The sequence below is a fragment of the Streptomyces sp. NBC_01017 genome (assembly GCF_045162795.1).
GTDB classification, from domain to species: Bacteria; Actinomycetota; Actinomycetes; order Streptomycetales; family Streptomycetaceae; genus Streptomyces; species Streptomyces machairae.
On record NZ_CP108683.1, the window covers coordinates 3,294,214 to 3,318,818 of the forward strand.

Sequence of the window (24,605 nt, forward strand, 5' to 3'; positions counted from 1 at the left end):
AAGGCCCACGTACCGTCATGGGTATGAGCCGCACTACCCCCGCACGTCGCCTGCGCCTCGCTCTGCCCCGGCGGATGTTCGCGCAGGTGCTGCTGATGCAGGTGGCGATCGCCGCGGGAGTCGCGGTGCTCGCGACCGGTCTGTTCCTCGCCCCGCTCAGCGACCAGCTGGACGACCAGGCGATGCGGCGCGCGCTGTCGATCGCGCAGACCACCGCGGCACAGCCGGATATCGCCGAGGATCTGGCGAGCACCCCCGCGACGACCGGCGGGCCGGTCCAGCGGGAGGCGGAGCGGATCCGCGAGGCCACCAAGGCCGAGTACGTCGTCGTGATGGACCGGCGCGGGGTGCGCTGGTCCCACCCCACCCCGGGCGAGGTCGGCAGAATCGTCTCGACCGACCCGGGCCAGGCCCTCGCGGGCCACGAGGTCATGCAGATCGACGACGGCACCCTGGGCCGCACCGCCCGCGGCAAGGTGCCGCTGCGCGACGACGACGGAAGGATCATCGGAGCCGTCTCGGTCGGTATCGCCTACGACAGCGTGCGGGCCCGTCTGCTGCACGCGATCCCGGGGCTGCTCGCCTACGCGGGCGGCGCCCTGGCGGTCGGCGCGCTGGCCGCCTGGCTCATCTCCCGCCGGGTCCAGCGGCAGACCCGCGACCTGGCCTTCTCCGACATCTCGGCGCTGCTCGCGGAGCGCGAGGCGATGCTGCACGGCATCCGGGAGGGTGTCGTCGCCCTGGACCGCACCGGCCGCATCCGCCTCCTCAACGACGAGGCGCGGCGCCTGCTGGGCCTCGGCGACGAGGCCGTCGGCCGGTCCCTCGACGAGGCGCTCGGCGGGGGCCGTACGACCGACGTGCTGGCCGGCCGGGTGACGGGCACCGATCTGCTCACGGTCCGCGGTCAGCGTGTCCTGGTCGCCAACCGCATGCCCACCGACGACGGCGGCGCCGTCGCCACCCTGCGCGACCGCACCGAGCTGGAGCAGCTCGGCCGGGAACTCGACTCCACGCGCGGCCTGATCGACGCCATGCGCGCCCAGGACCACGAGCACGCCAACCGCATGCACACGCTCCTCGGACTGCTCGAACTGGAGATGTACGACGACGCCGTGGAGTTCGTCGGCGAGGTGGTCGGCGACCACCGTGACACCGCCGAGCAGGTCGCCGAGAAGATCCAGGACCCGCTGCTCGCCGCCCTGTTGGTGGGCAAGGCGACCGTCGCGGCCGAGCGGGGCGTCGCGCTGCGTCTCTCGGACCGCACCGGGCTCCCGGACCGGCTGATCGACCCCCGGGGGCTCGTCACGATCGTCGGCAACCTCGTGGACAACGCTCTGGACGCCGCCGCGGGCACCGCGCACGCGCACGTGGAGGTCGAACTGCGTGCCGAGGGGCGGACGGCGACCCTCCGGGTACGCGACACGGGGCCGGGAATCCCCGAGGAGCAGCGCGAGTTGATCTTCACCGAGGGGTGGTCCACCAAGAAGCCCCCGGCCCACCGTGAGCGCGGCATCGGCCTCTCCCTGGTGCGCAGGTTCGCCGAACGGCAGGGTGGCACCGCAACGGTGGGCGAGGCGGCCGGCGGCGGCGCGGAGTTCACCGTCGTCCTGCCCGAAGCACTCGCCGAGCCGGATCTGGAGCCTGCCCTCGCCGTGCCGTCAGATGCGCAGACCGTCGCCGAGGAGGAGTCGCGATGATCGAGGTCCTGGTCGTGGACGACGACACGCGCGTGGCGCGGGTCAACGCCGCCTACGTCGAGAAGGTGCCGGGATTCCACGTGGCCGGCGAGGCGCACAGCGCGGCCGAGGCGCTTCGCCAGGTGGAGGAGCTGCCCCGCGTGGACCTGGTCCTCATGGATCACTATCTGCCCGACGGGACGGGCCTCTCAGTCGTCCAGGAGATGCGCCGGCGCGGCCACCAGGCCGACGTGATCATGGTGACGGCGGCGCGGGACGTGTCGACCGTGCAGGCGGCGATGCGGCACGGGGCGCTGCAGTACCTGGTCAAGCCGTTCGCCTTCGCGGGCCTGCGCGCCAAGCTGGAGGCGTACGGCGAACTGCGCCGCACCCTGGACGGGGGCGGTGAGGCGGAGCAGGCCGAGGTGGACCGCATCTTCGGCGCCCTGTCGGCGTCTTCGGAGCCCGACCTGCCCAAGGGCCACTCCCCCACCACCGCGGAACTCGTACGCCGCGCCCTGATGAACGCCGAAGGCCCGCTGTCGGCCCAGGAGATCGCCGAGCGGACCGGAGTGAGCCGTCAGACCGCCCAGCGCTATCTCAAGCTCCTGGAGCGCACGGGGCGGGCCCGGCTCACCCTCAAGTACGGTGACGCGGGTCGCCCGGAACACCGTTACGTGTGGGCGACCCGCGCCTGAGGCACGGCCCGTGGGGGCGGGGGAAGGAACCGTGCCCCTTCTTCATACGGATGCGGGCCGCGCAACGTATCACCCGACCGCTCGCCGCATTGCCATGACGGTGCGGGCGTCCCCGCCCGCTTCGACCATCGCGCCTATACGGCCCCCGCCCCCGTCAGCGACCGCACCTCGACCTCCGCGTGCTTGGCCTCGTCGGGTGCCTCGGACGAGATGAGCGTGCCGAGCCAGCCCGCGACAAAGCCCAGCGGGATCGAGACGAGGCCCGGGTTCTGCAGGGGGAAGTACTGGAAGTCGACGCCGGGGAACAGCGATTCGGGGCTGCCCGACACGACCGGCGAGAGCACCACCAGCACCACGGCCGGGATCAGGCCGCCGTAGACGGCCCATACGGCGCCCCGCGTGGTGAAGTCCCGCCAGAACAAGGAGTAGAGCAGCACCGGCAGATTGGCGGACGCGGCGACGGCGAAGGCGAGTCCCACGAGGAAGGCGACGTTGAGGTCGCGGGCCAGCAGTCCGAGGGCGATCGCGACCACGCCGATGCCGACCGCCGCGACACGCGCCACGGCAACTTCGCTGCGGGGCTTGGCGCGCCGCGGTCGTAGCGAGGCGTACAGGTCGTGGGCCACGGACGCCGAGGAGGCGAGCGTGATTCCGGCGACCACGGCGAGGATCGTGGCGAAGGCGATGGCGGCCACGACGGCAAAGAGAACCGTTCCTCCCGTGGAGTCCGCGCCGCCGCCGAGATCGAGGGCGAGCAGCGGAACTGCCGTGTTCCCGGCCGCGTTCGACCCGCGTACGGCCTCGGGCCCGACGATCGCGGCCGCGCCGAAGCCCAGCACGATCGTCATCAGGTAGAAGCCGCCGATGAGCCCGATCGCCCACACCACCGACCGCCGAGCCGCGCGAGCGGTGGGCACGGTGTAGAAGCGGGACAGGATGTGCGGCAGCCCCGCCGTGCCCAGCACCAGCGCGAGGCCGAGACTGATGAAGTCGAACCGGGCCGTCCAGTCAACGCCGTACTTCAGCCCGGGTGCCAGGAACGCCGCGCCGTGACCACTGCGCTCGGCCGCCGTGACCAGCAGCCGGTCGAAGTCGCCGTGGAAGCGCAGCAGGACGAGCACGGTCAACGCCACGGTGCCGCCGAGCAGCAGGACCGACTTGACGATCTGAATCCACGTGGTGGCCCGCATCCCTCCCCACGACACATAGATCACCATGAGCGCACCGACGCCGATGACGGTCCAGGCCTGCGCCGCCTCGCCCTTGCCCCCGAGCAGCAGCGCGACCAGGGTGCCCGCGCCCACCATCTGCGCCACCAGATACAGAACGGACACGGTGACCGAGGAAGTTCCCAGCGCGATCCGCACGGGGCGCTCCCGCATCCGTGCGGCGACCACGTCGGCGAGCGTGAACCGCCCGCAGTTGCGCACGAGTTCGGCGACGAGGAACAGCACCACCAGCCAGGCCACGAGGAAGCCCACCGAGTACAGCATCCCGTCGTAGCCGAAGAGGGCGATGAGCCCCGAGATGCCGAGGAAGGAGGCGGCCGACATGTAGTCACCCGCGATGGCAAAACCATTCTCCATGGGCGAGAAGAGCCGGCCGCCCGCGTAGAACTCCTCTGCGGAACCACGCCGGTTGCGGCTCACCCAGGTCGTGATCGCCAGCGTGATCGCGACGAACAAGCTGAACAGAATCAGCGCCGGCGTCTGGTGGTCGTGCGTCACGCGGCACCTCCCCTGGTGAGGCGGGCCAACTCTTGCGTGTCCCAGCGCAGTTCGAGCGCCGCCCGGTCCCGGCGCAGTCGCGCGTGACGGGCATAGGCCCAGGTGAGCAGGAAGGTGGTGAAGAACTGTCCGAGGCCGGCCAGCATCGCCACGTTCACGGCGCCCGCCACGGGCCGGGCCATCAGCTCCGGCGCGGTCGTGGCGGCCACGACGTACGCCACGTACCACGAGAGGAAGATCACAACAGCCGGCACCACAAACCGCCGGTACCGACTGCGCACCTCCTGGAAAGCCGCGCTCCGCTGCACCTCGAGGTACACATCGGCCGCGCCCGGCGAAACAGTCTCCGGGACGTCCACGGCGCCCGACTCCCCCCATCCGGAGGCGAGGGCGTCGTACCAGGGATCGCGGCTTGAGTGCATGCCCAAGCATGGACAGAACGGAAAGATCCCCGGATCGCCTTCTCCGGGGGCTTCACCCCATCAGGTGACCGCGGGAGTGCGGCAGCCGCCAATGGTGAAAAGCCCCACAGGGGCCACCCGCACCCGACGGCGATGCCGCACGGGCGGTGCGGGTGAGATCCCAAGCCGGCCAAAGGCGAAGCCGAGGCCGGCCCCGGCCCAAGCCTGCACAGCGCTGTGCCGGCTTGGGCCGGGGCAGCGCTGTGCAGCGACTACGCGTCGATGCGCGACCGGTCCAACGTGGCCGCCGAGTTGGAGATGAACTCCTTGCGCGGCGCCACGTCGTTCCCCATCAGCAGATCGAAGACCCGCTCGGCGGCCTCCAGATCGGTGAGGCTGATCCGGCGCAGGGTCCGGTGACGCGGGTCCATCGTCGTCTCGGCCAGCTGGTCGGCGTCCATCTCGCCGAGACCCTTGTACCGCTGGATGGAGTCCTTGTAGCGGATGCCCTTGCTCTGGAACTCCATGAGCTTGTCGCGCAGTTCACGGTCCGAGTACGTGTACACGTACTTGTCCTGCCCCTTCTTGGGCTGGACGATCTCGATCCGGTGCAGCGGCGGCACGGCCGCGAACACCCGGCCCGCCTCGATCATCGGCCGCATGTAGCGCTGGAACAGCGTCAGCAGCAGCGTCCTGATGTGGGAGCCGTCGACGTCGGCGTCGGTCATCATGATGATCTTGCCGTAGCGGGCGGCGTCGATGTCGAAGGTCCGGCCCGACCCCGCTCCTATGACCTGGATGATCGCGCCGCACTCGGCGTTCTTGAGCATGTCGGTGACGGACGACTTCTGGACGTTGAGGATCTTGCCGCGGATCGGCAGCAGCGCCTGGAACTCGGAGTTCCGGGCGAGCTTGGCGGTGCCGAGCGCGGAGTCTCCCTCGACGATGAACAGCTCGCTGCGGTCGACGTCGTCGCTGCGGCAGTCGGCGAGCTTGGCCGGCAGCGAGGAGGACTCCAGGGCCGTCTTACGGCGCTGCGCGTCCTTGTGCTGGCGGGCCGCGATGCGCGTACGGGCGGCGGCGACGGCCTTCTCCATGACGACCCGGGCCTGGGCCGCGGCGTCCCGCTTCGTGGACGTCAGGAACGCCTTGAGCTCCTTGGAGATCACGGTGTTCACGATGCGCCGGGCCGCCGAGGTGCCGAGGACCTCCTTGGTCTGGCCCTCGAACTGCGGCTCGGCGAGGCGGACCGTGACGACCGCGGTGAGGCCCTCCAGGGCGTCGTCCTTGACGATGTCGTCCTCGGCGACGCGCAGCATCTTCTTGGTGCGCAGCACCTCGTTCATGGTGCTCGCCACGGCCGTCTCGAAGCCCGCGACGTGGGTGCCGCCCTTGGGGGTGGCGATGATGTTCACGAACGACTTCAGGGTCGTGTCGTAGCCCGTGCCCCACCGCATCGCGACGTCGACGTCGAGCTCACGCGTGACCTGGGTGGGCGTCATCTGGCCGTGCTCGTCCAGGACCGGGACGGTCTCCTTGAAGGTGCCCTGGCCCGAGAAGCGGAGGACGTCGCACACCGGCTTGTCGCTGGCCAGGTACTCGCAGAACTCGCTGATGCCGCCGTCGAAGCGGAAGGACTCCTCGCCCTTGCTGCCACCGTCGCCCAGGCCGAGCTCGTCGCGGACGACGATGGTCAGGCCGGGCACCAGGAACGCGGTCTGGCGGGCGCGCTGGTGCAGCGTGTCCAGGGACAGCTTGGCGTCCTTGAGGAAGATCTGGCGGTCGGCCCAGTACCGCACGCGCGTGCCGTTGCGGGTCTTGGGGATCTTCTTGGTCTTGCGCAGGCCGCCGGTCTCGAACTTGGCGTTCGGGCCGTCCGCGGCGAAGGCTCCGGGGACACCACGGCGGAAACTGATGGCGTGCGTGTGGCCGCTGCGGTCCACCTCGACGTCCAGTCGCGCGGACAGGGCGTTCACCACGGAGGCGCCCACGCCGTGCAGACCGCCGGAGGCGGCGTAGGAGCCGCCGCCGAACTTGCCGCCGGCGTGAAGCTTGGTCATCACGACCTCGACGCCGGACAGGCCGGTTTTGGGCTCGACGTCGACCGGGATGCCCCGGCCGTTGTCCCTGACCTCCACGGACCCGTCGTCGTGGAGGATCACGTCGATGTGGTCGCAGTAGCCACCGAGAGCCTCGTCGACGGAGTTGTCGATGATCTCCCAGAGGCAGTGCATGAGACCACGGCTGTCGGTCGACCCGATGTACATGCCCGGGCGCTTGCGCACGGCCTCGAGGCCCTCGAGGACGAGCAGGTGCCGCGCGGTGTAGTTGGAACCGTCCAGGTCTGCTCCTGCCAGCAGCGCTGTGGACGGCACGGACGTCTCGGCGGTCACGCGGTTCGCTCCTCGCTGAATTTCAGATGAGGCCCTTGTGGGTAAGGGCGCGGCTTCGGTCGCCGTCAAGAGGGTACCGAGGCCTGGTAGAGCCGTTGTAACGCCACCCTCGTGTGAAACCCAGACTAGACCAGAGTCGCATGCGTGTTCGATCCCTCGTTGGAGTGAAGCACATATCACGTTCCCTTCCAGGCATGAACCATTTAGGCTCCGGGCACGTCCTCATGAACAACCGGCAACCCAGCCGGAGGGACCCGACCTTGACCGACAGCGCGAAACCGTAAGCAAGACAAAGACGCACTACGGCACATTCGCCGCCAAACCGGCAGCAGCCAGCCGCCCCGGAAAGAATTTCTCTCTGAGAGAAGCCGCGAGCGGGAACGTTTTGGGGCTGGTTGGATGTTGACCCTGGTACGACAGCTCGTCGAGCTAGAGAAGAGGCGACGTGACTACTGTTCTGACCCCCGCGAGCCCGCTGACGGCCGCTGACCGCTGCGACCGTTGCGGCGCCCAGGCGTACGTGCGTGTCGTCCTGCTGAGCGGCGGAGAACTGCTCTTCTGCGCCCATCACGGCCGCAAGTTCGAGCCGGAACTCAAGAAGATCGCCGCTGAGATACAGGACGAGACGGAGCGGCTGACGGCCGTTCCCGCATCGGCGTCCGAAGAAGAGCGCTGAACCTCGCATTAACGACGAGCCAGCTCCGGCACAGGCCGGTTGACGGGCGGCCGCCCCTGAGAAGCAGGGGCGGCCGCCCGCGCTCATGCCCCGCGAGCCCTCAGGCCCTGTCAGCCGTCGGCATGGCGCTCGGCTCCCGCGGCCCGCCACCCCAGGCTCCGCACGACCTCGGACACCCGCGTGTAGACACCGGGACTGCCCGCGCGGCCGCAGCCGGTACCCCAGGACACGAGCCCGATCAGCTTCCCCTGGGCGACCAGGGGCCCTCCGCTGTCCCCCTGACAGGCATCCCGGCCGCCTTCCCGTTCCCCGGCGCAGACCATGCTGGCGGCCTGGTATCTGCCGTCACCACCGCCCGGGTACGCCTGCTTGCACAGGGTGTCGGGCAGCACGTGCACGCGTGCCGCCCGCAGGCTCCGCGGGTAGTCGCCCGCCCCCGTGACGTCTCCCCACCCGTAGACCAGGGCCGGTGTCCCGGGCACGTAGGCGGGATCGCCGGCGCGAGCCATCCTGATGACCGAGCTCGCGGGAAGGGGCTGGGCGAGGGAGAGCACTGCGAAGTCGCCGGCGTTGCTGACATCGTCGTAGGCCGGGTTCACCCAGCTGTCGCGGACCCGGATCTCCTGGCCCCGGCCGGACACGAGGTCCGTACGGCCCGTGATGACGGTGAAGTCGCGTACCTGGCGGGGCGGGGCCCCCATGACCTCCTCGCTGAGGCAGTGGGCCGCGGTGAGCACGGTGGTCCGGCCGACCGCCACACCGACGCAGAACTGGCCCGCCCGCGTACCCCCGAACCGGTCACGGCTGGACAGCGCCACGGTCCAGGGACTGTCGGACACATCGACCGGGAAGCCGCCGACGACGACACTGTCGGCAGCCGCGGGGGCGGCGGACGCCAACGGTATGGCAGCCGCCACGGCCGCCAGGACCAGCGGCCGGGCGAGGGCCCGGATAATGGGACGTCGCATGCACGCTCCTCACTCTGGAGTGGTCGTGGGACACCCAGAGTGATTCAGCCCGCCCGACCCCGCACCCGCGCGCCGGCCCGAAGAGCGGCCCCCGACAGCACGAAGGCCCGGTCCCCACTCGGGGGCCGGGCCTTGTGTGTCGTACGGATGCGACGGATGCGACCTAGTCGAGGTAGTCGCGCAGCACCTGGGACCGCGACGGGTGGCGCAGCTTCGACATGGTCTTGGACTCGATCTGGCGGATCCGCTCGCGCGTCACGCCGTAGACCTTGCCGATCTCGTCGAGGGTCTTCGGCTGACCGTCGGTGAGGCCGAAGCGCATGGAGACGACGCCCGCCTCGCGCTCGGACAGGGTGTCGAGGACCGAGTGCAGCTGCTCCTGCAGAAGCGTGAAGCTGACCGCGTCGGCCGGGACGACGGCCTCGGAGTCCTCGATGAGGTCACCGAACTCGCTGTCGCCGTCCTCGCCGAGCGGGGTGTGCAGGGAGATGGGCTCGCGGCCGTACTTCTGGACCTCGATGACCTTCTCGGGGGTCATGTCGAGTTCCTTGGCAAGCTCCTCCGGGGTGGGCTCGCGGCCCAGGTCCTGGAGCATCTGGCGCTGGACGCGCGCGAGCTTGTTGATGACCTCGACCATGTGCACCGGGATACGGATGGTGCGGGCCTGGTCGGCCATGGCGCGGGTGATCGCCTGACGGATCCACCAGGTGGCGTACGTGGAGAACTTGTAGCCCTTGGTGTAGTCGAACTTCTCGACCGCGCGGATCAGACCGAGGTTGCCCTCCTGGATGAGGTCCAGGAAGAGCATGCCGCGGCCGGTGTAGCGCTTGGCCAGGGAGACCACCAGACGGAGGTTGGCCTCCAGGAGGTGGTTCTTGGCGCGGCGGCCGTCCTCGGCGATGATCTCCAGCTCGCGCTTGAGCTTCGGGGCGAGCTTGTCGGCGTTGGCCAGCTTGTCCTCGGCGAACAGACCGGCCTCGATGCGCTTGGCGAGCTCGACCTCCTGCTCGGCGTTGAGCAGCGGGACCTTACCGATCTGCTTGAGGTAGTCCTTGACCGGGTCGGCGGTGGCACCGGCGGCCGCGACCTGCTGCGCGGGCGCGTCGTCCTCGTCCTCGTCGGACAGTACGAAGCCGGCGCTCTCGGTGCCCTCAGGCTCGTCGCCGCTCTTGGGGGCGTCCTCGAGGGCCTCTTCCTCGACGAGCTCGGCGTCGTCCTTCTTGCCTGCGGTGGTCTTCTTGGCCGCCGTCTTCTTGGCGACGGTCTTCTTCGCAGCCGCCTTCTTGGCGGTCGTCTTCTTGGCAGCGGCCTTCTTGGCGGGGGCGTCGTCCTCGACGGCGGGCTCGTCGGCGGACGCCTCGGGCGTGGCGGTGGCGGTGGCCTTCTTGGCGGTCGCCGTCTTCGCCGCGACCGTCTTCGTTGCGGTGCGCTTGACCGGACTCTTCGCTGCGACGCTCTTACGGGTGCGCTTGGGCTCCGCGGCACTGACCATCAGCGTCACACCCTCTTCCTCGAGGATCTGGTTGAGGCTGCGCAGTACGTTCTTCCACTGAGTGGCCGGAATCTGGTCAGCTTCGAAGGCCCGACGCACATCGTCGCCGGCGATCTGCCCCTCAGCCTTTCCCCGCTCGATAAGAGCCATGACAGAGACGGACTCGGCGATCTCCGGCGGGAGCGTACGGGATGTGCTGGCCGACACGAACAACCTCTCGGAACGTTGGAAAACGGCTTCCGGCCCCGTCCACGGCGGACAGGAGCCGACCACCGGCTTGGGGATTGGGCCGACGGTGCGGGCGGGGGCCGGGAAGAATCACAGCGCCTGGAGCGGCGTCCGTATTCCCTCCTCGGCAGTCACCTCTTAGGTCATCGCGCTGTTTCCCCAAGCGTTACGCCCATTCTGCGTGGCCCGAGTCACATCCCGTAACCGATCAAAAGCAGACAGACGCAGACATAACAGGTCGCCCACGGCCCGAACCATGCACTGTACGGCGATTTCACGGCCTCGTCGCACCGTCGGACCCGCAGGATCCGTACTGGATCCTGCGGGTCCGACGGGGGTGGGAGCGCAGACCGGGAGATGCCACAGGAGGGGGAGGCATCCCGGCCGCGCCACCCGGTGGCGCGGTCAGTGCTCGCGGGGCGCGGGCACCACGCGCTCGACCTCGGGGTGGACGGTGAGCAGCTGGCGCATGGCCGCCTCGGCGGCCGCGCCGTCACCGGCGGCAAGGGCGTCGACGATCCTGCCGTGCTGCGCCAGCGACGCCTCATTCGGCCGGTCGCAGCCCGTCACGGGCCCGCCGGAGACCTGGAGGGCGGCCGAGACGATCCCCGAAAGGTGCTCCAGCATGCGGTTGCCCGCGACCTGGATGAGCAACGAGTGGTACTCGGCGTCGGCGCGGGAGAACGTGAGCACGTCACCCTGCCCCATCGCGTGGCCCATGATCTCGACCATGTCACCGAGCCGCTGCTGGACGTCATCGCGCCCGTGCCCGGCGGCGAGGCGGGCGGCCAGCGGCTCGATCGTCCAGCGCAGCTCGCTGAGCTCCCGGCGCTGGTCGTCGCGCTGCGGTCCGAAGGCCCGCCATTCGATGATGTCCGGGTCGAGGAGGTTCCAGTCACTGACGGGACGCACGCGCGTGCCGACGTTCGGACGGGCACTGACCAGGCCCTTGGCCTCCAGGACACGGAGCGACTCTCGGACGACGGTGCGGGAGACCTCGAACCGCTGGCCGATCTCCTCGGGCACGAGCGGACGGTCGGCGCCCAGGTCGCCGGAGACGATCATCTGGCCGAGCTGTTGGACGAGTTGGCCGTGCAGCCCGCGTCCGCGGCTGCCGGCGGCGCGCCGGCCCACGCGGCCCAGCTCCGGGTCCCCGCCGTCCCAGACGGGGGCGCCGACGCGGTCGGCGACGGGGGCCTCGGCGTAGGGGTAGCGGTCGAGTTCGCCCGGGCCGGCGAGGCCGGAGTCTGCGGAGCGGGCGGCGGTCATCATGGTGTGCGCAAGGGTACTCACGCATCCTTTGTCGGCGCCGTCCTCAACTCCCTTGAGGTCTTTGGTGAAAAGCACACGAAAGGGTGATCGCTCACCCCGTCGCAATTGACGCCTTATCGGAAAGAAATGGGCTTCCCCCGGGGAGTTGTGCGCACGACAGGAACGGTAGCGGCACGGATGGTCGTCATCGGACCCTGCCACGCAGGGTCGTGAGCAGGTAGGCGCAGAGCAGGGCGGTGAGCGACAACGTCAGGGCGCCGCCGACGGGTTGGGCGACGACACGCGCGACGGCTTCCAGATAGCGCTCTCCCCCGAACGGCCACTGCGACAGGACCAGCTCCCGCAGCCGCAGCGGAAACCCGGCCGCCGTCCGTACAGACGGTCCTTCGAGGACCTTCTGTACGAGGGGTACGACGACGATGGGCACGGCGACCACCGCCGCGAGCCCGGCCGTGGTGGACCGGAAGAGGCCCGCCGCGAGGACTCCGGCCCATGCGCAGCCGATCATGAGGCCGATCCAACTCACGCTCAGCGAAAGCCAGTCCGCGGGAACCTCCGCGAGCTCCGGTCCGTATACGAGATAGAGCACTTCGGTGTCACAGCCCACGGTGAGGACGGCCAGCACCAGCGCGGTGACGGTGGCGACGAGGAGTTTCGCGGCCAGCAGCCCCAGCCGACGGGGCACGGTGCCGCGATCCGCCGCCAGGGCGGGGTGGCGGAACTCGTCGCCGAACGCGATCGCGCCGAGGAGCCCGGCGCCGAGCGCCGCGGGCGGCAGCGGGAACTGCTGCGGCCACCCGGCCATCAGCCGCGCCTGCGGCGTGTGCCCGACGCGTGCCAGCAGTACTGCGGTGAGGGCTGACACCACGAGCACGGCGGCGCCGGTGACGAAGCTGGTACCGACACCGAGGGCACGCCGGAGCTCGTAGCGGAGGGGGCGGAGGGGGCTGGGGGCGGGGCGGACGGAGATGGGGGGCGGGAGATCGGGGAGAGCGACGGCAGCGGAACCCGGCGGACGCGACGATGCGGCGGCCTGCGCGGACGCCCCGGCGGTGGCTGCGTCGGCCGGTCGCGGAACGCCTGCCCGTGCCTGCGGAACCTCCGCGGATGCGCTCGAGGCTGATGCCGACGCCTCCTGCGCGGTGGCTGGGGCCGACCCTGCGTCCGGCGCCTGCGGCGCCGTGGTCCTGCGCCCACGGCCACCGGCAGCGGCCAATTCGACGTCCGACGTGTGCGGCACCTCGCCGGTTCGCGGTTCGGTCGGCTGGGGGCCCACCCCGGCGCCGGGGCCCATGTCCCCGATCTCGTCGGCGAGTTGGTGGACGAGGATGCCGTGGCGAAACGCGGTCTCGCCGACATCGGCGCACGTACTGCCGTACACGGACAGACGATTGCCGCTCTCGCGTACGACCTCGACGGAACGGTGTGCGGTGCGCGCCTCCTTGGTGAGCAGGGAGGCGAAGCGGGAGGCGTGGGGGGTGCGGACGGCGACGCGGGGGCGCAGCCGGGTACGGGCGAAGTCGGCGGCATCCTGATCGGCGACGAGTCGGCCTCGCTTCAGCGTGACGACCCGGTCGGCGGTGCGCGCGGCCTCCTTCGGGTCGGCCGTGGTCAGCAGGACCGTGCCGCCCTGAGCCGCGTGCGCCCGCAGCATGCCGTGCAGCCAGCGGCTCTCGCGGCCCGAGAGCCCCGCGGCGGGGCCGTCGAGGACGAGGGTGTGCGGGTCGGCCAGCAGCGCGCAGGCCAGGCCGAGGCGACGGTCCATGCCGCGCGAGAGGGTGCCGAGGCGTTCCTCGCGCAGGCTGACGAGCCCGACCACCTCCAGGACTTCGTCGGCGCGCCGGGCCGGAACGCCCGCGGCGGCGCACAGCATGCGCAGATACCCACGGACCGTGCGCGCCGGGTGCCCGGGGAGGTCGCCCAGCAGCACGCCGACTTCGCGCGAAGGATGGGCGATGCGGTGCAGGGGGCGGCCCCTGAAGTAGGTGATTCCACGGCCCCGTTGGAGTTCGAGCATGAGTCTGAGCACCGTCGTCTTGCCCGCTCCCGACGCCCCGAGCAGCGCGGTGACGCGGCCCGCGTGGGCCTCGAAGGAGACGTCGTCGACGGCAGGAGGAAGCTCCTTGCGCGGGTCGCTGGTCAGTCCGATGGCCTGGATCACTCGCAGCAAGATAGCGCGCTATGTCCGTTTTTTCGGGTAGGGCAAGGCCCGCTGCGCAGGCGGGATTCGGCTTGGAGGGATTTCGAGGTCCTCGTTTCCGAGCGCTGTTCGGGGCCTGTGGCCCTCGTTCTCGACCACTGTCCGGGACCCGTGGCCCACGTTCCTGAGCCGCGTTCGGGACGTGTGGCGCATGTTCCCAAGCCGCGTTCGGGACCCGTCGCCCCGGTTCCCGAGCCGCGTTCGGATCACGTGACCCTTGCTCCTGAGCCCGGTCGCATGCCGTGATCCTTGCCCCTGAGCCCCGTTCGGATCCCATGACGTCGATCCCGAGCCCGCCTCGGCGTCGAGGGTGCGTCCCGGTCCACGCCGCGCTTCTGGTCCGCGTCAGACCTCGGGCCGCAGCATCGGGGGGTTGAGCAGCGTGGCTCCGCCGGCGCGGAAAAGCTGGGCGGGACGGCCGCCCTGGCGCGTGGTGGTACCGCCGGTCGGGACGAGGAAGCCCGGCGTGCCCGTCACCTTGCGGTGGAAGTTGCGCGGGTCGAGCGCCACGCCCCACACGGCCTCGTAGACCCGGCGCAGTTCACCGACGGTGAACTCCGTGGGGCAGAACGCCGTGGCCAGCGACGAGTACTCGATCTTGGAGCGGGCACGCTCCACTCCGTCGGACAGGATCTGGGCGTGGTCGAAGGCGAGCGGTGCGACCGGTTCGCTGTCGCGGCCGTAACCGCCCTGCTGCAGGAGTTCGTCGACCGGCGCCCAGCGGGCGTTGCTGGCGTCGCCGCCCGCGCGGGGGGCCGGGAGGTCGGGGGCCAGCGCCAGGTGGGCAACGCTGACCACCCTCATCCGCGGATCCCGCTTGGGGTCACCGTAGGTCGCGAGCTGCTCCAGGTGGGCGCCGTTGTCCTGCGCCGGGACAGCCGGGTCGTGGGCCCTCAGCCCGGTCTCCTCGGCCAACTCGCGCGCGGCTGCCTGCGCCAAGTCCTCGTCGGCCCGTACGAACCCACCCGGCAGTGCCCAGCGCCCCTGGAACGGCGGCTCGCCCCTGCGCACCGCCAGCGCGCACAGGGCATGGCGGCGCACGGTCAGCACGACCAGGTCCACGGTGACGGCAAAGGGCGGAAACGCTGACGGGTCGTAGGGCATGCGGCGATCATAGTCGTCTGCTTGACGATAAACACTCCCTTCGTCGGCCTCATCGATGACTGATCCAATTCGGTCCCGGTGTGGGCCTCACCGCCCCTCCCCATGTCGTGCCGCCGGGCGTCGTGCGAGGTCAGGCCCTCAGTTGCAGCCCGTCGGCGGCCTCCTCGACCATGGCGAGACCCAGGCGGCCGACACGTACGGAGAACGGCGCCCCGGCGACCCGGAGGCCGGTCAGGACGATCTCGCCCAGCGGCGCACTGCGCACGGGGCGCACTGTGACCGTCCCCGCCGGAGCATCCGGGCGGATGCCCGCGAGCGTGGTCAGCAGCACCACTCCGGCTGCCGCCGCCGTGGCCGCAGGGCGGCAGGCCGCCGGATGCGGGAGGGGTGCACTCCCGTCGGTGCGCCGCTCCCCCGCGTACATGTCGGGCAGCCTGTGGCCGAACACGGCAGCGGCGGCCAGGACGCCTCGCAGCAGTGCGCTCGCCTCCTTCTCGTAGTCGGCCGTGGCGAGGCCCGCGACGGCGAGCGCCGTCTCGTGGACCCGCACCGCGCCACTTCGGTGACCGAACGGGTTGTGTCCCGCCTCCTTCACGCCCAGCCCGCGCAGGCCCCAGCCCGAGTCCATGGCCGGACCGCCTAGCAGCCGGGCGAGCTGCTCGGTCTGCACCCTGTCGAGCAGGCCGGGCGCCTGTTCACCTCCGCCCAGCAGGCCGGTGTCGAGCAGATGGACGGCGGCGGCGCCCAGATGCGGCACGAGGCGTCCGTCCGGCGCCCGGGCTGCCGCGGGCCGGCCGCCGCCCAGGTCGTCGATCCAGAAGTCCGCACGGAACGCCTGCCGCAGCGCCGCGGCCCAGTGCCGCAGCTCGGCACCGCCCGGTCTGCCGAAGGCGTCGAGCAGATCGGCACCGAGCAGTGCCGCACGATGGGCGTGGGCCTGGGTCTCGCAGCGGACGGGACCGCCGGGCTGCGGGTCGGGCAGATACATGCCGTCGCCCACGCTGCTCCGCAGCCAGGTCAGACACCGCTCGGCCGCCGGGAGGAGTTCCTCGGTCTCGGGCTCGGGCAGCCCCCAGCGTCGGGCCTCCGCGAGCAGTGCGGGGAAGAGCAGCGTGGCCTCCGTGCCTGTGCAGCCGGGTGGCAGATGGGTGCCGGCGTCCCTCAACGGCGCGGGGATCATGCCGGACTGCGCTCCCTGGCCCCGGAGTTGGGTACGGGCGAGAGTGCGCAGCGTGCCTGCGGCGAGCCGGGCGCCCAGAGGCAGCGTCATCCGGGCCGCTGCGAGGGCCTCGGCCGGGGCCAGGCCACAGCGCCACGGCGCCCCCGCGGCCAGGTGGATGTCGGAGGGGTGGGCCGGGTCGCGCAGCAGGAGGGCCTGGAGGTCCTCAATGCTCGTCCGCAGCAGCGCCTCCACCGCGGGGTCGTCGCCTGCAGCACGCGCCGGCGCCAGCGGACTGGTCGCTGCTCTGCCCACGGCACGCACGGGTCCGGCACCGTCCGGCCGCACCCGGAGCTCGATGATCGCGCTGCCGCCCGGGGGCAGTACGAACTCCCAGCGCAGCAGCCCGGCCGAGGCCAGCGCGTCGGCGGGCGGGGGGTCGGCCGTCACTGCCGAGCTCCCCTTGGCGGACGACCAGCGCAGGCCGCAGTCGTGGACGGTGGCGGGGAGTTCCGGTCCCGCCGTGCCGCTCGCGATCGCACCGAGGTCGGCCAGGTCCGTGCCCAGGGCGACCTCGACCGGCAGACGCAGGGGGCGGGCTGCCGCGCTGTGCAGCGTGATCCGCTCGGTGCCGTCCGCGTGACGGGTTCGCTCGACTACGACGTCAGGGTCGGGGCCCGCCTGCGGGGAACTGCGCAGTGTGCCCACGAACCGGGCGCGGTCGGCCCCGGTCATCCGGGCCTGTACGGCGAGCGGCTCACGCCCGGCCACACGGATCTGACAGCGCGAGAGCATGCGACGACCTGCACGGTAGAAACCGTCGAGACCTCGGCCCGTCAACTGCCCTTGATCCGTCGACATGGCGAGGCCAGGCAGTGCTACGCAGATGAGGGCGTTGTGGGTGGGAGGCAGGTCTGACCGACGTGGGATTGGTGTGGTTGGTGTCGTTGGCGGCTGAGCCGACGAGGGGATGCCTGGAGGCCGGGACGCGCGCCGTGCGTGGTCGGGAGTTGGCGGCCATGCCGGGCTTTGGTGTGTGGGCGTCGTGGGCGAGGGGGTTTGGGTCGTCGGCCGGTTGGAGGGCTCGGAGCGTCGAGGGGTGTTGCCGTAGTCGGCGCTGCGAGGGGCATCGGCGTAATCGGCGGTCCGAGGTGCGTCGGCGTAATCGGCGGTCCGAGGTGCGTCGGCGTAATCGGCGGTCCGAGGTGCGCTGCCGCGCTCCGCGGTCCGAGAGGCGTCGCCGCCATGGGCGCTTTGAGTTGCACCGCCTAACTCGCCGCTCCGAGAGGCATCGCGTCGAGGCGTATCGCTCGGGTTCCTGGGCGTGCGCCGCACCGAATCGTCCCCGGCCGGAGGCCGCCCCGTACCCAGCCGTTGGGACGGCACCAGTCCGCCAGGGGTCGGGCGATCGTCAACGGCCCTGGAGGCCGGAGTCGACGGTGGCATCGGCGTCGGCGGGGGCACCGGGATAGGCGCCGGCACCGGAGTCGACTGTGGCATGGGGCGGCTTCCTCTGCGCTCTGTGCGCCGCAGGCGTGTGCGGCGCCGGCTGGGGGACCCGGAGTGACAGGGGCGGTGCGGCGGCACGGCCGGTTCAGGCGTTCCGCCACTCAGGTGAACGGGGGCAGATCCCTCCAGGTCACGCCCGTGACCGGGTAACTCCGCTGGAGCGTCTCCGCGTTGGCCAGGCTGGCCGGCTGGCCGGGCTGGCCGGCTGGCCGGGCTGGCCGACGCAGCTGGGGACCTCCACGCGTTCCGGCCCGGGCCGTTGAGCCCTTCCACGGCGTCTCCGCTCACGCAGCTGAGCCCTTCCACGGCGTCCCCGCTCACGCAGCTGAGCCCCTCCACGGCATCCCCACCCACGCAGCTGAGGCTCCGCACACCCCCGCCCAAGCGGCCTCGCAAGTAGTTGCCAACGCTTCCACGATCTCGGTCGGCGCTACGCCCTCGACGCCTCACGCGTCCCCCTCCCCGCCGGCTCCTCCAGGGCTCAGGCCGTCCGGACGGGGTCCACTCCGGCGAGCGGCGCCCTTCCTCGACGTACGCGGAGCCGAACCCTTCGAGTTCCCCGGTGCCGTGCCGCCCGGCTGCACGGCACCGGGACGGCTTCCCGCCGACGCACGAGGACGCGCGACACGCGACCCCCTCGCGCCCCGCTCCCCCGGGTTCCGCCCGGTGCCCCTGGCTGACCGAGGCAGGCTGCCGGCAGCACCCGTCGTCTGCCGAGATCGGCGACCGCCACCCTCCCCGGACTTCGGCGAGCACACCGCCCCGTCACCCCGCACCGGCTCTTCGACGTGCTCCGGCTGGTCGAGCTGCCCCGTGTCCTCCTGCTCACGGCTCACGCGTTCTGCGCGCAGGCAGCGGCGGATCGACTCGGGGTCCAGCCCCTCGTTGCAGGCTTGATGCAGCAGACGGGCGAAGAGGTAGTCGCGGTCGACACCCAGTGCCATGGCGAGGGCCTCTCGGGCCTCCAGCTCATCGCCGGTGGACCAGGCGACCCAGCCGGCGAGGGTGAGGGGCGCCGCCGCGTGCTCGCTGTACGGTCCGACACAGCGGCGGGCCAGTGCCCGCCAGAGTCGGAGCGCGGGAGCGGCATCGTCGCCCTCCATCCACTCGGCCGCGCGGTCGCGGGTCGCACGGTCCTGAAGACCCAGAACGAGCCTCGCGGCTTCGTCGTGACCGAGCAGCCCGTCATCACGGAGATCCGAGGTGAGGGTTCCGGACACAGGTGGAGCCTCGGCGAACCGGCACCTGAGCCGCTCCGCCAGCTCCAGCGTCTCCTCTGCCACGCCCGCGCGTTTCGTGTCGTCCAGGATCCTGGTGACCAGTTCCACGCCGACCCTGTCCAGGGCCGCCTCCTGCTCCGGGACGCCCGCGGTCTCCCAAGGCAGCAACCTGGCCCGCAACTCGCGCAGCGTGCCGCGCACCTGCACTCCGGCGTACGTGGCCGCGGCGGCCAGCACGGACGTACCGGGCAGGCCCATCGGACGGCCCTCGGGCGGGCAGCACTCGGCGCGGTCGCAGCAGTACGACCAGAAGCGGCCGTCCGAGATGCACAGGGCCTCGATCACCGGCACGTCCAGATTGCCGCAGGCGACACGCATCTTCTGGGCCAGCGGTCGCAGCCGTTCCATGACCTGGCGGCCCGTCTCGCCCTTGGCCGGTTCCTGGCAGAGGAAGGCCACCATTTGCTCCGGCCGGACTCCCCTGCGCTCACTGCCCGTCACGAGGCCGTGGGCCAACTGCCCGGCCGCGGAGTCCCAGTCGTCCGCACTCGCGGGAATGCCGAGCCGCGCTCGGCCACCGAACCGTCCCCGGCCTGCCCTGTCGTGCAGGGCGACGAGGACGATGCTGTCCTCGGGGCGGTAGCCAAGGAGATACGGCAGCGCATCGGCGAGTTCGGCCGGGGTGCGCAGAGTGACCTGATGCTCGGGCAGTCCCCCTCCGTTGGGGTCGGTTGACCCAGGGGCGAGGGGCTGTTCGCCGCGCCCGGCGTCGTCGTTCTCGGAAAAGCCAGTCGCTTCGCTGTGATTCGTCATGCGACAGACGATCTCCCGGATCACAATGTTCCGCTTGACCCTGTGGATAAGTCCGACCAGGGACACGACAATCCGCTCGGATGTGCGCAATGCCGTGCGCTGGTGCGCGGCGTCATTCACTGGTGCGCGGCGTCATTCACGGGACGCGCGGCGCCGTTCACTCCGGATGCGAGACCAGGGTGTAGACGAAGATCTCGATCCTGGTCGAGGGCAACCTCGCGCCCGAGCAGTGCTTTCTGAGCCCGCAGATCGTCATGCATCCCGCGAACGGCCACGAGCGACGCCTGGAAGGTCTCGTCGCGCGCGCCCTGCGCTCTCCCAAGTACGCGAGGGCCCTGTACGCAGCCTCGCTGCGGCACAAGGTGCGCCCCGCCGCGGTACGCGGGATTCCGAGTCGATGGGCGAGCAGGCCGCCCACGGCGACGTGCTGCCCGAGTTCCTCTCGCTGCCCTTTCCGCGCATGTTCGTGTACGGCGCGCAGCAGGCGTCCCTGCCCTACCTGCCGAAACTCACGGCGAATGGCCAGTTGGCACAGGTTCCGCACAGCGGGCACTGGCCGATGTACTCCAACGCCACCTGAATTGCGGGACCGAATCGCCACGCTTCACACACGCACCGGCTCCTGACCGAGCCCCGACCACCACGGCGGCCCGCGCTCGCCGTCAGGCGACCGTCACCGGCTTCTCTCAGGCGAACGTCACCGGCAGCGCGCGCCGGCAAAGCCCTTGCCACGGCCGAGCCGCTCGGCGCCGCCCATCACCGTCTGTCTCCACCACAACCCCCAGGGCAGCTCAACCCGCCGCAGCGAGGACCAGAGGAAGAACCACTTCGCTGCCGGCCCGACGCAGGAGACGGGCGGCGACGGCAAGGGTCCAGCCCGAGTCCGTGTAGTCGTCCACGAGCAGGACGGGGCCCGGCGAGCCTGCCAGGGCAGCGGCCAGTTCCTCGGAGACGGTGAACGTGTCGGCCAGCGTCCGCAGGCGTTGAGCGGAGTTGCTGCGCCGAGCAGCATGCGCGCCACCCGGCCCCGTGTACGTCAGGTCTCCCAGATACGGGAGGCGGCCGATGGTCGCGATGCCCTGGGCGAGGGAACCGACCAGTTGCGGCCGGGCCAGGGACGGCACGGCGACGACTCCCACCGGCCGGGCAGAGGCGTCCGGCACGTTCGGCGCCCAGCCACCCGGTGAGCGCGCCCAGTCGGCGAGGACCGCGACCGCGGCCTGCAGGACGTCGTCGGGAACCGGACCGTCGGGCGCGTTCTCGGCCAGCAGGGGCCGCAGGCGGTTGCCCCAGCCGATGTCCGAGAGCCGGCCCAGCGCCCGCCCGGTGGAGCACTGCTCCTTGGCCGGGATACGGCCCTTGAGGTCGATGCCCAGCGCGGGCATCCCTGTCGGCCACATCCGGCGCGGCTCGACCTCCGTCCCCGGGCGATCCAGCTCCTTCGCCGCACCCGTCAGAGCCTCGGCCGAGACCGACGAAGCGATCCAGGTGCCCGCGCAGTTGTCGCAGCGGCCGCACGGGATGGCCCCCTCGTCGTCCAGCTGCCGGCGCAGGAACTCCATCCGGCACTGCGTCGTGTTCACGTACTCGCGCATGGCCTGCTGCTCGGCCGTTCGCTGCCGTGCCACCCACGCGTACCGCTCGGCGTCATACACCCATCGCTCACCGGTGGAGATCCAGCCGCCCTTGACCCGCTTGACCGCCCCGTCCACGTCGAGGACCTTGAGCATGGTCTCCAGCCGGGTACGCCGAAGATCCACCGCCGCCTCCAGGGCCGGTACCGACAGCGGGCGTCCCGCCTCCGCAAGTGCCGAGAGGGTCTGGCGGACCTGCGCCTCGGGCGGGAAGGCCGTATCGGCGAAGTAGCGCCAGATGGCCTCGTCCTCCTTGCCGGGCAACAGCAGCACGTCCGCGTGTTCGACGCCGCGGCCGGCGCGGCCGACCTGCTGGTAGTAGGCGATCGGCGAGGAAGGCGAGCCGAGGTGAACCACGAAGCCCAGATCCGGCTTGTCGAACCCCATGCCCAGCGCCGACGTCGCGACCAGCGCCTTGACCCGGTTCGCCAGCAGGTCGGACTCGGCCTGCAGCCGGTCCGCGTTCTCCGTGCGCCCCGTGTAAGAGGACACCTGGAAGCCGCGCTGCCGCAGGAACGCGGTGGCCTCCTCGGCCGCGGCCACCGTGAGCACGTAAATGATCCCGGAACCCTGCAGCTCGTCCAGGTGCTCGGCCAGCCAGGCCAGACGGTGGGCCGCGTCCGGCAGCTGCACCACACCCAGCCGCAGGCTCTCCCTCTCCAGCGAGCCGCGCAGCACCAGGGCCTCACCAACGCCGGTACCCAGCTGCTCGGCGACGTCCGCGGTCACGCGGGCATTGGCAGTCGCCGTCGTCGCCAGCACCGGAACCCCGGGGGCGAGCGCGGCGAGCATCGCCCGGAGCCGGCGGTAGTCGGGCCGGAAGTCGTGGCCCCAGTCGGAGATGCAGTGCGCCTCGTCGACCACCAGCAGGCCGGTCGTGGCAGCGAGCTTGGGCAGCAACTGCTCACGGAAGTCCACGGAATTGAGGCGCTCCGGGCTCACGAGGAGTACGTCGGTCTCACCGCGCTCGACCTCCTCGTAGATGGTGTCCCATTCCTCGGGATTGGCGGAGTTGATCGTCCGGGCCTGGATACCGGCTCGCGCCGCCGACTCGACCTGGTTGCGCATCAACGCGAGCAGGGGCGAGACGATCACGGTCGGGCCGGCACCACGTCGGCGCAGCAGAGCGGTGGCGACGAAGTACACCGCCGACTTGCCCCAGCCCGTGCGCTGCACCACCAGGGCACGTCGGCGGTCCTCCACCAGGGCCGCCACCGCCTGCCACTGGTCCTCCCGCAGCCGGGCCGAACCGCCCGGGTCGCCGACGAGCTCGGCGAGGATGGCATCGGCTTCGGTACGGAGCTCCAGATCGTCCATGTCTCCATGCAACCCGATGCCACTGACAATCAGCCACCTCACCCGGCGCAACAGGCGCTCACGGACCGTGGACGGAGTGCGGCGAGCATCAATGACCTGGTGGTGCAGGTCGCCCCATGCGTCGCCCAGTGACGCACTGGGTAGGGATATAACCCTCGCACCACCAGATAACGGTCGGTGGCCCCAATTGCTCGTTGCCGCATTCAGGTTCGACAGGAAGAATTGAAGTCCGCTCCCCGCACGGCTCGTCCGTGATCCGGTAGGGCTCTGCTGCGGTGTGCGCTCCCCGATTCCGACCTCGCCCGCAGTGTGGGCGCGTAGCCGAAGGGAGGACCGTGACCTTCGGATTCGCTCCGTCCTCTGCGGCATCCGTGTCGACGTCAGCCGACCTGTCCGCCGCATCCGCCAACCCTCTGGCCCGCATGCTCGAACCAGCGGAGTGGGCCGCCGCGGGCATCCCGCTGCTGCGTAGTCCCCGCGAGGTCGTCAGTGGACTGCACTCCCGGCACCGCCCAGGGCCGACTACCGCGATCGTGGCCGTCCTCGACGTAGACGAGCGCGTACGGGCGAGTGCCTCGTTCACGCGCCGCCCTTCCCCGGCGGACGGCTGGATGTTCCGCAACGCGCTGCTCGCGCAGCTCCGCCGTGTCATCCCGCACGACCTGAGGCGCCGCACCCCCGCGCGGACCGCCGTCCTGCTCTACTGCCGCGACGGCGACGCTCGCTGGACGGAGGAGGACGGCGCATGGATGTGGGGCCTGCGTGACGCCTGCACCCTGCACGGCCTGCGATGCGGCGCGTACATCACGCTGACCCGTGACGGCTGGCAGGTCCTCGGCGAGGGCCGTGGCGGCCGCCGCCCCAGCACGGACTCGGCGCCGGAGCCCTTCGCCACGTCCGAGTCACCGCTCCCGCTGCCACGCACCGGCGGCGCGGCCTCGGAGGTCCTACGGCGCGCAGCGGCTCGCTGAGGACAGCGACAGGAGTCCTCGGCTGACGACACTGTCGAGCCGCAGGCTGCCACGCGACAGGACGCATCAGGTACGACGGCCAAGGGACACGACGACCCGGTGCGGACCGCCAAGCCGCTGCGAGCGCCACCGAGCAGCCAGCGAGTAGCCGTCGAACGAAAGCCCGCTCAGCTCACGCCGTGAACCAGTCAGGGCTTTCCCGCACTGGCTCCCCGGCAGCAACATGCGCCCGGCGCTCGGCCGACCCTCGCGGCGAGACGCTCCACGCCGACTCATCGGTACGGCGTGGACTCACGTCCCGGTCCCGACCCGACAGGCCTGCACCCAGCGCGCCCTTCCGGTCATCCGTGCACGCCGGAATGCCCGCCGTGCAGACGCCGCCAGATCGACGCCCCATCCCCCCGGTGTCCTGCGGAGTGTCCCCCAGGACGAGCCGGAACGACTCAGACGCCCACGCCCAGCACGGAGTTGATCCGCTGCGGGTCACCGCAGACGATCAGCAGGGCGCCGGCCCGGCCGAGGGCCAGAGGCAGGGCGTTGGCGGCAGCGGTCTCGGGACCGCCGTTGACGGCCACCACGACCACGGGACGCGACGCGGCACGACCCGCGACGGAGGCATCGGCGTAGAAGACGTCGTCACCGGCGTCATGCTGCGCCCAGTAGGACGCTTCACCGAAGGACAGCTCGTGGGCGGCCCACGGGTGCTGTTCGCCGGTGGTGATCACCAGCACGTCGCTGGGGGCGCGGCCCGACTCCAGGAGCAGGTCGACGGCTTCCTCGGCAGCGTCGAGCGCGCCCTCGAGCGAGGCCGGGATCAGCTGGATCTGCGGGGTCGCCGCGGCCGGAGCGGAGGCGGCGGGAGCAGCCGGACCCGACGGTCCGGGCTTGGCCACGGCCACGTCACGCGGCGAACGTTGCACCGGCGGCGCGGGCCGCACAGGCCCGGGTCGGCCGGGACGCGACGGAGCCGCGGGGCGGGGGCCGGGTACGGGACGAGGGGTCGGCGCGGTGCGGCCGCTGGCCGGCGTGGCGCGGGGACCCTGGGCACTCTCGTGAATCTGAGGCTCCTCGGGAATGAGAGGCATGAGCTGATTTTTATCAAACGCTGGTGCGGCTCGCATGGCCGGGTGGCACACAAGTGCGA

The 24,605-nt window shown here is 71.3% G+C and carries 17 protein-coding genes; 5 read left to right on the plus strand and 12 right to left on the minus strand.

Going from position 1 to position 24,605, the window contains the following annotated elements; genetic code table 11:
* The first annotated feature begins 23 nt into the window (after window positions 1-23).
* A complete protein-coding gene (locus tag OG331_RS15075; RefSeq protein ID WP_406196209.1) occupies window positions 24-1,700 on the plus strand; it encodes an ATP-binding protein in 1,677 nt (558 codons plus the stop codon).
* Window positions 1,697-2,377, plus strand: a complete 681-nt coding sequence (locus OG331_RS15080) for a response regulator (protein ID WP_406196213.1) — start codon at window positions 1,697-1,699, stop codon at window positions 2,375-2,377. Before OG331_RS15075 ends, OG331_RS15080 begins: the two co-directional genes overlap by 4 nt.
* Window positions 2,378-2,511: 134 nt before the next feature.
* Here the strand turns inward: OG331_RS15080 and OG331_RS15085 are convergent, their stop codons facing one another.
* The 3 genes from OG331_RS15085 to OG331_RS15095 all read right to left on the minus strand — a co-directional run bounded on the left by OG331_RS15085 (window position 2,512) and on the right by OG331_RS15095 (window position 6,898).
* Complete coding sequence (locus OG331_RS15085; RefSeq protein ID WP_406196216.1) at window positions 2,512-4,104, minus strand: cation acetate symporter; 1,593 nt, start codon at window positions 4,102-4,104, stop codon at window positions 2,512-2,514.
* Window positions 4,101-4,526: a DUF485 domain-containing protein gene (locus OG331_RS15090; protein WP_406196218.1), complete on the minus strand. Its 426-nt coding sequence runs from the start codon at window positions 4,524-4,526 to the stop codon at window positions 4,101-4,103. The genes OG331_RS15085 and OG331_RS15090 overlap by 4 nt, the downstream gene beginning before the upstream one ends.
* A gap of 251 nt (window positions 4,527-4,777) precedes the next feature.
* On the minus strand, window positions 4,778-6,898 hold the full coding sequence (locus tag OG331_RS15095; RefSeq protein ID WP_406196220.1) for a type IIA DNA topoisomerase subunit B: 2,121 nt from the start codon (window positions 6,896-6,898) through the stop codon (window positions 4,778-4,780).
* A 445-nt stretch (window positions 6,899-7,343) separates the two neighbouring features.
* On the opposite strand from OG331_RS15095, the gene OG331_RS15100 reads away from it, so the two are divergent.
* Window positions 7,344-7,574, plus strand: coding sequence for a hypothetical protein (locus tag OG331_RS15100; protein WP_053848812.1), 231 nt, complete (start codon window positions 7,344-7,346; stop codon window positions 7,572-7,574).
* Window positions 7,575-7,684: 110 nt separating this feature from the next.
* On the opposite strand, the gene OG331_RS15105 is transcribed toward OG331_RS15100, so the two are convergent.
* The 7 genes from OG331_RS15105 to OG331_RS15135 all read right to left on the minus strand — a co-directional run bounded on the left by OG331_RS15105 (window position 7,685) and on the right by OG331_RS15135 (window position 19,539).
* Window positions 7,685-8,542: a S1 family serine peptidase gene (locus OG331_RS15105; RefSeq protein ID WP_406196223.1), complete on the minus strand. Its 858-nt coding sequence runs from the start codon at window positions 8,540-8,542 to the stop codon at window positions 7,685-7,687.
* 163 nt (window positions 8,543-8,705) lie between these two features.
* Window positions 8,706-10,241: an RNA polymerase sigma factor gene (locus tag OG331_RS15110; protein ID WP_406196225.1), complete on the minus strand. Its 1,536-nt coding sequence runs from the start codon at window positions 10,239-10,241 to the stop codon at window positions 8,706-8,708.
* 426 nt (window positions 10,242-10,667) lie between these two features.
* Window positions 10,668-11,555 carry a FadR/GntR family transcriptional regulator gene (locus OG331_RS15115; RefSeq protein ID WP_406196228.1) on the minus strand — a complete coding sequence of 296 codons (888 nt, stop codon included), beginning with the start codon at window positions 11,553-11,555 and terminating at the stop codon, window positions 10,668-10,670.
* A 163-nt stretch (window positions 11,556-11,718) separates the two neighbouring features.
* On the minus strand, window positions 11,719-13,695 hold the full coding sequence (locus OG331_RS15120) for an ATP-binding cassette domain-containing protein (RefSeq protein ID WP_406196231.1): 1,977 nt from the start codon (window positions 13,693-13,695) through the stop codon (window positions 11,719-11,721).
* A gap of 384 nt (window positions 13,696-14,079) precedes the next feature.
* The gene (locus tag OG331_RS15125; protein WP_406196233.1) at window positions 14,080-14,838 is read right to left on the minus strand and encodes an NUDIX domain-containing protein; all 759 of its coding nucleotides are present in this window, start codon (window positions 14,836-14,838) and stop codon (window positions 14,080-14,082) included.
* A 130-nt stretch (window positions 14,839-14,968) separates the two neighbouring features.
* On the minus strand, window positions 14,969-16,858 hold the full coding sequence (locus tag OG331_RS15130) for a glycogen debranching N-terminal domain-containing protein (RefSeq protein WP_406196236.1): 1,890 nt from the start codon (window positions 16,856-16,858) through the stop codon (window positions 14,969-14,971).
* Window positions 16,859-17,952: 1,094 nt separating this feature from the next.
* The gene (locus OG331_RS15135; protein WP_406196239.1) at window positions 17,953-19,539 is read right to left on the minus strand and encodes a DUF4192 domain-containing protein; all 1,587 of its coding nucleotides are present in this window, start codon (window positions 19,537-19,539) and stop codon (window positions 17,953-17,955) included.
* A 397-nt stretch (window positions 19,540-19,936) separates the two neighbouring features.
* Between OG331_RS15135 and OG331_RS15140 the strand changes: the two genes are divergently transcribed.
* Window positions 19,937-20,119, plus strand: coding sequence for a hypothetical protein (locus OG331_RS15140; protein ID WP_406196242.1), 183 nt, complete (start codon window positions 19,937-19,939; stop codon window positions 20,117-20,119).
* A gap of 211 nt (window positions 20,120-20,330) precedes the next feature.
* Here the strand turns inward: OG331_RS15140 and OG331_RS15145 are convergent, their stop codons facing one another.
* A complete protein-coding gene (locus tag OG331_RS15145; protein ID WP_406196244.1) occupies window positions 20,331-22,490 on the minus strand; it encodes a RecQ family ATP-dependent DNA helicase in 2,160 nt (719 codons plus the stop codon).
* A gap of 335 nt (window positions 22,491-22,825) precedes the next feature.
* Between OG331_RS15145 and OG331_RS15150 the strand changes: the two genes are divergently transcribed.
* Window positions 22,826-23,461, plus strand: a complete 636-nt coding sequence (locus OG331_RS15150; RefSeq protein WP_406196246.1) for a hypothetical protein — start codon at window positions 22,826-22,828, stop codon at window positions 23,459-23,461.
* Window positions 23,462-23,904: 443 nt separating this feature from the next.
* Here the strand turns inward: OG331_RS15150 and OG331_RS15155 are convergent, their stop codons facing one another.
* Complete coding sequence (locus tag OG331_RS15155) at window positions 23,905-24,546, minus strand: hypothetical protein (protein WP_406196249.1); 642 nt, start codon at window positions 24,544-24,546, stop codon at window positions 23,905-23,907.
* Window positions 24,547-24,605 lie beyond the last annotated feature (59 nt).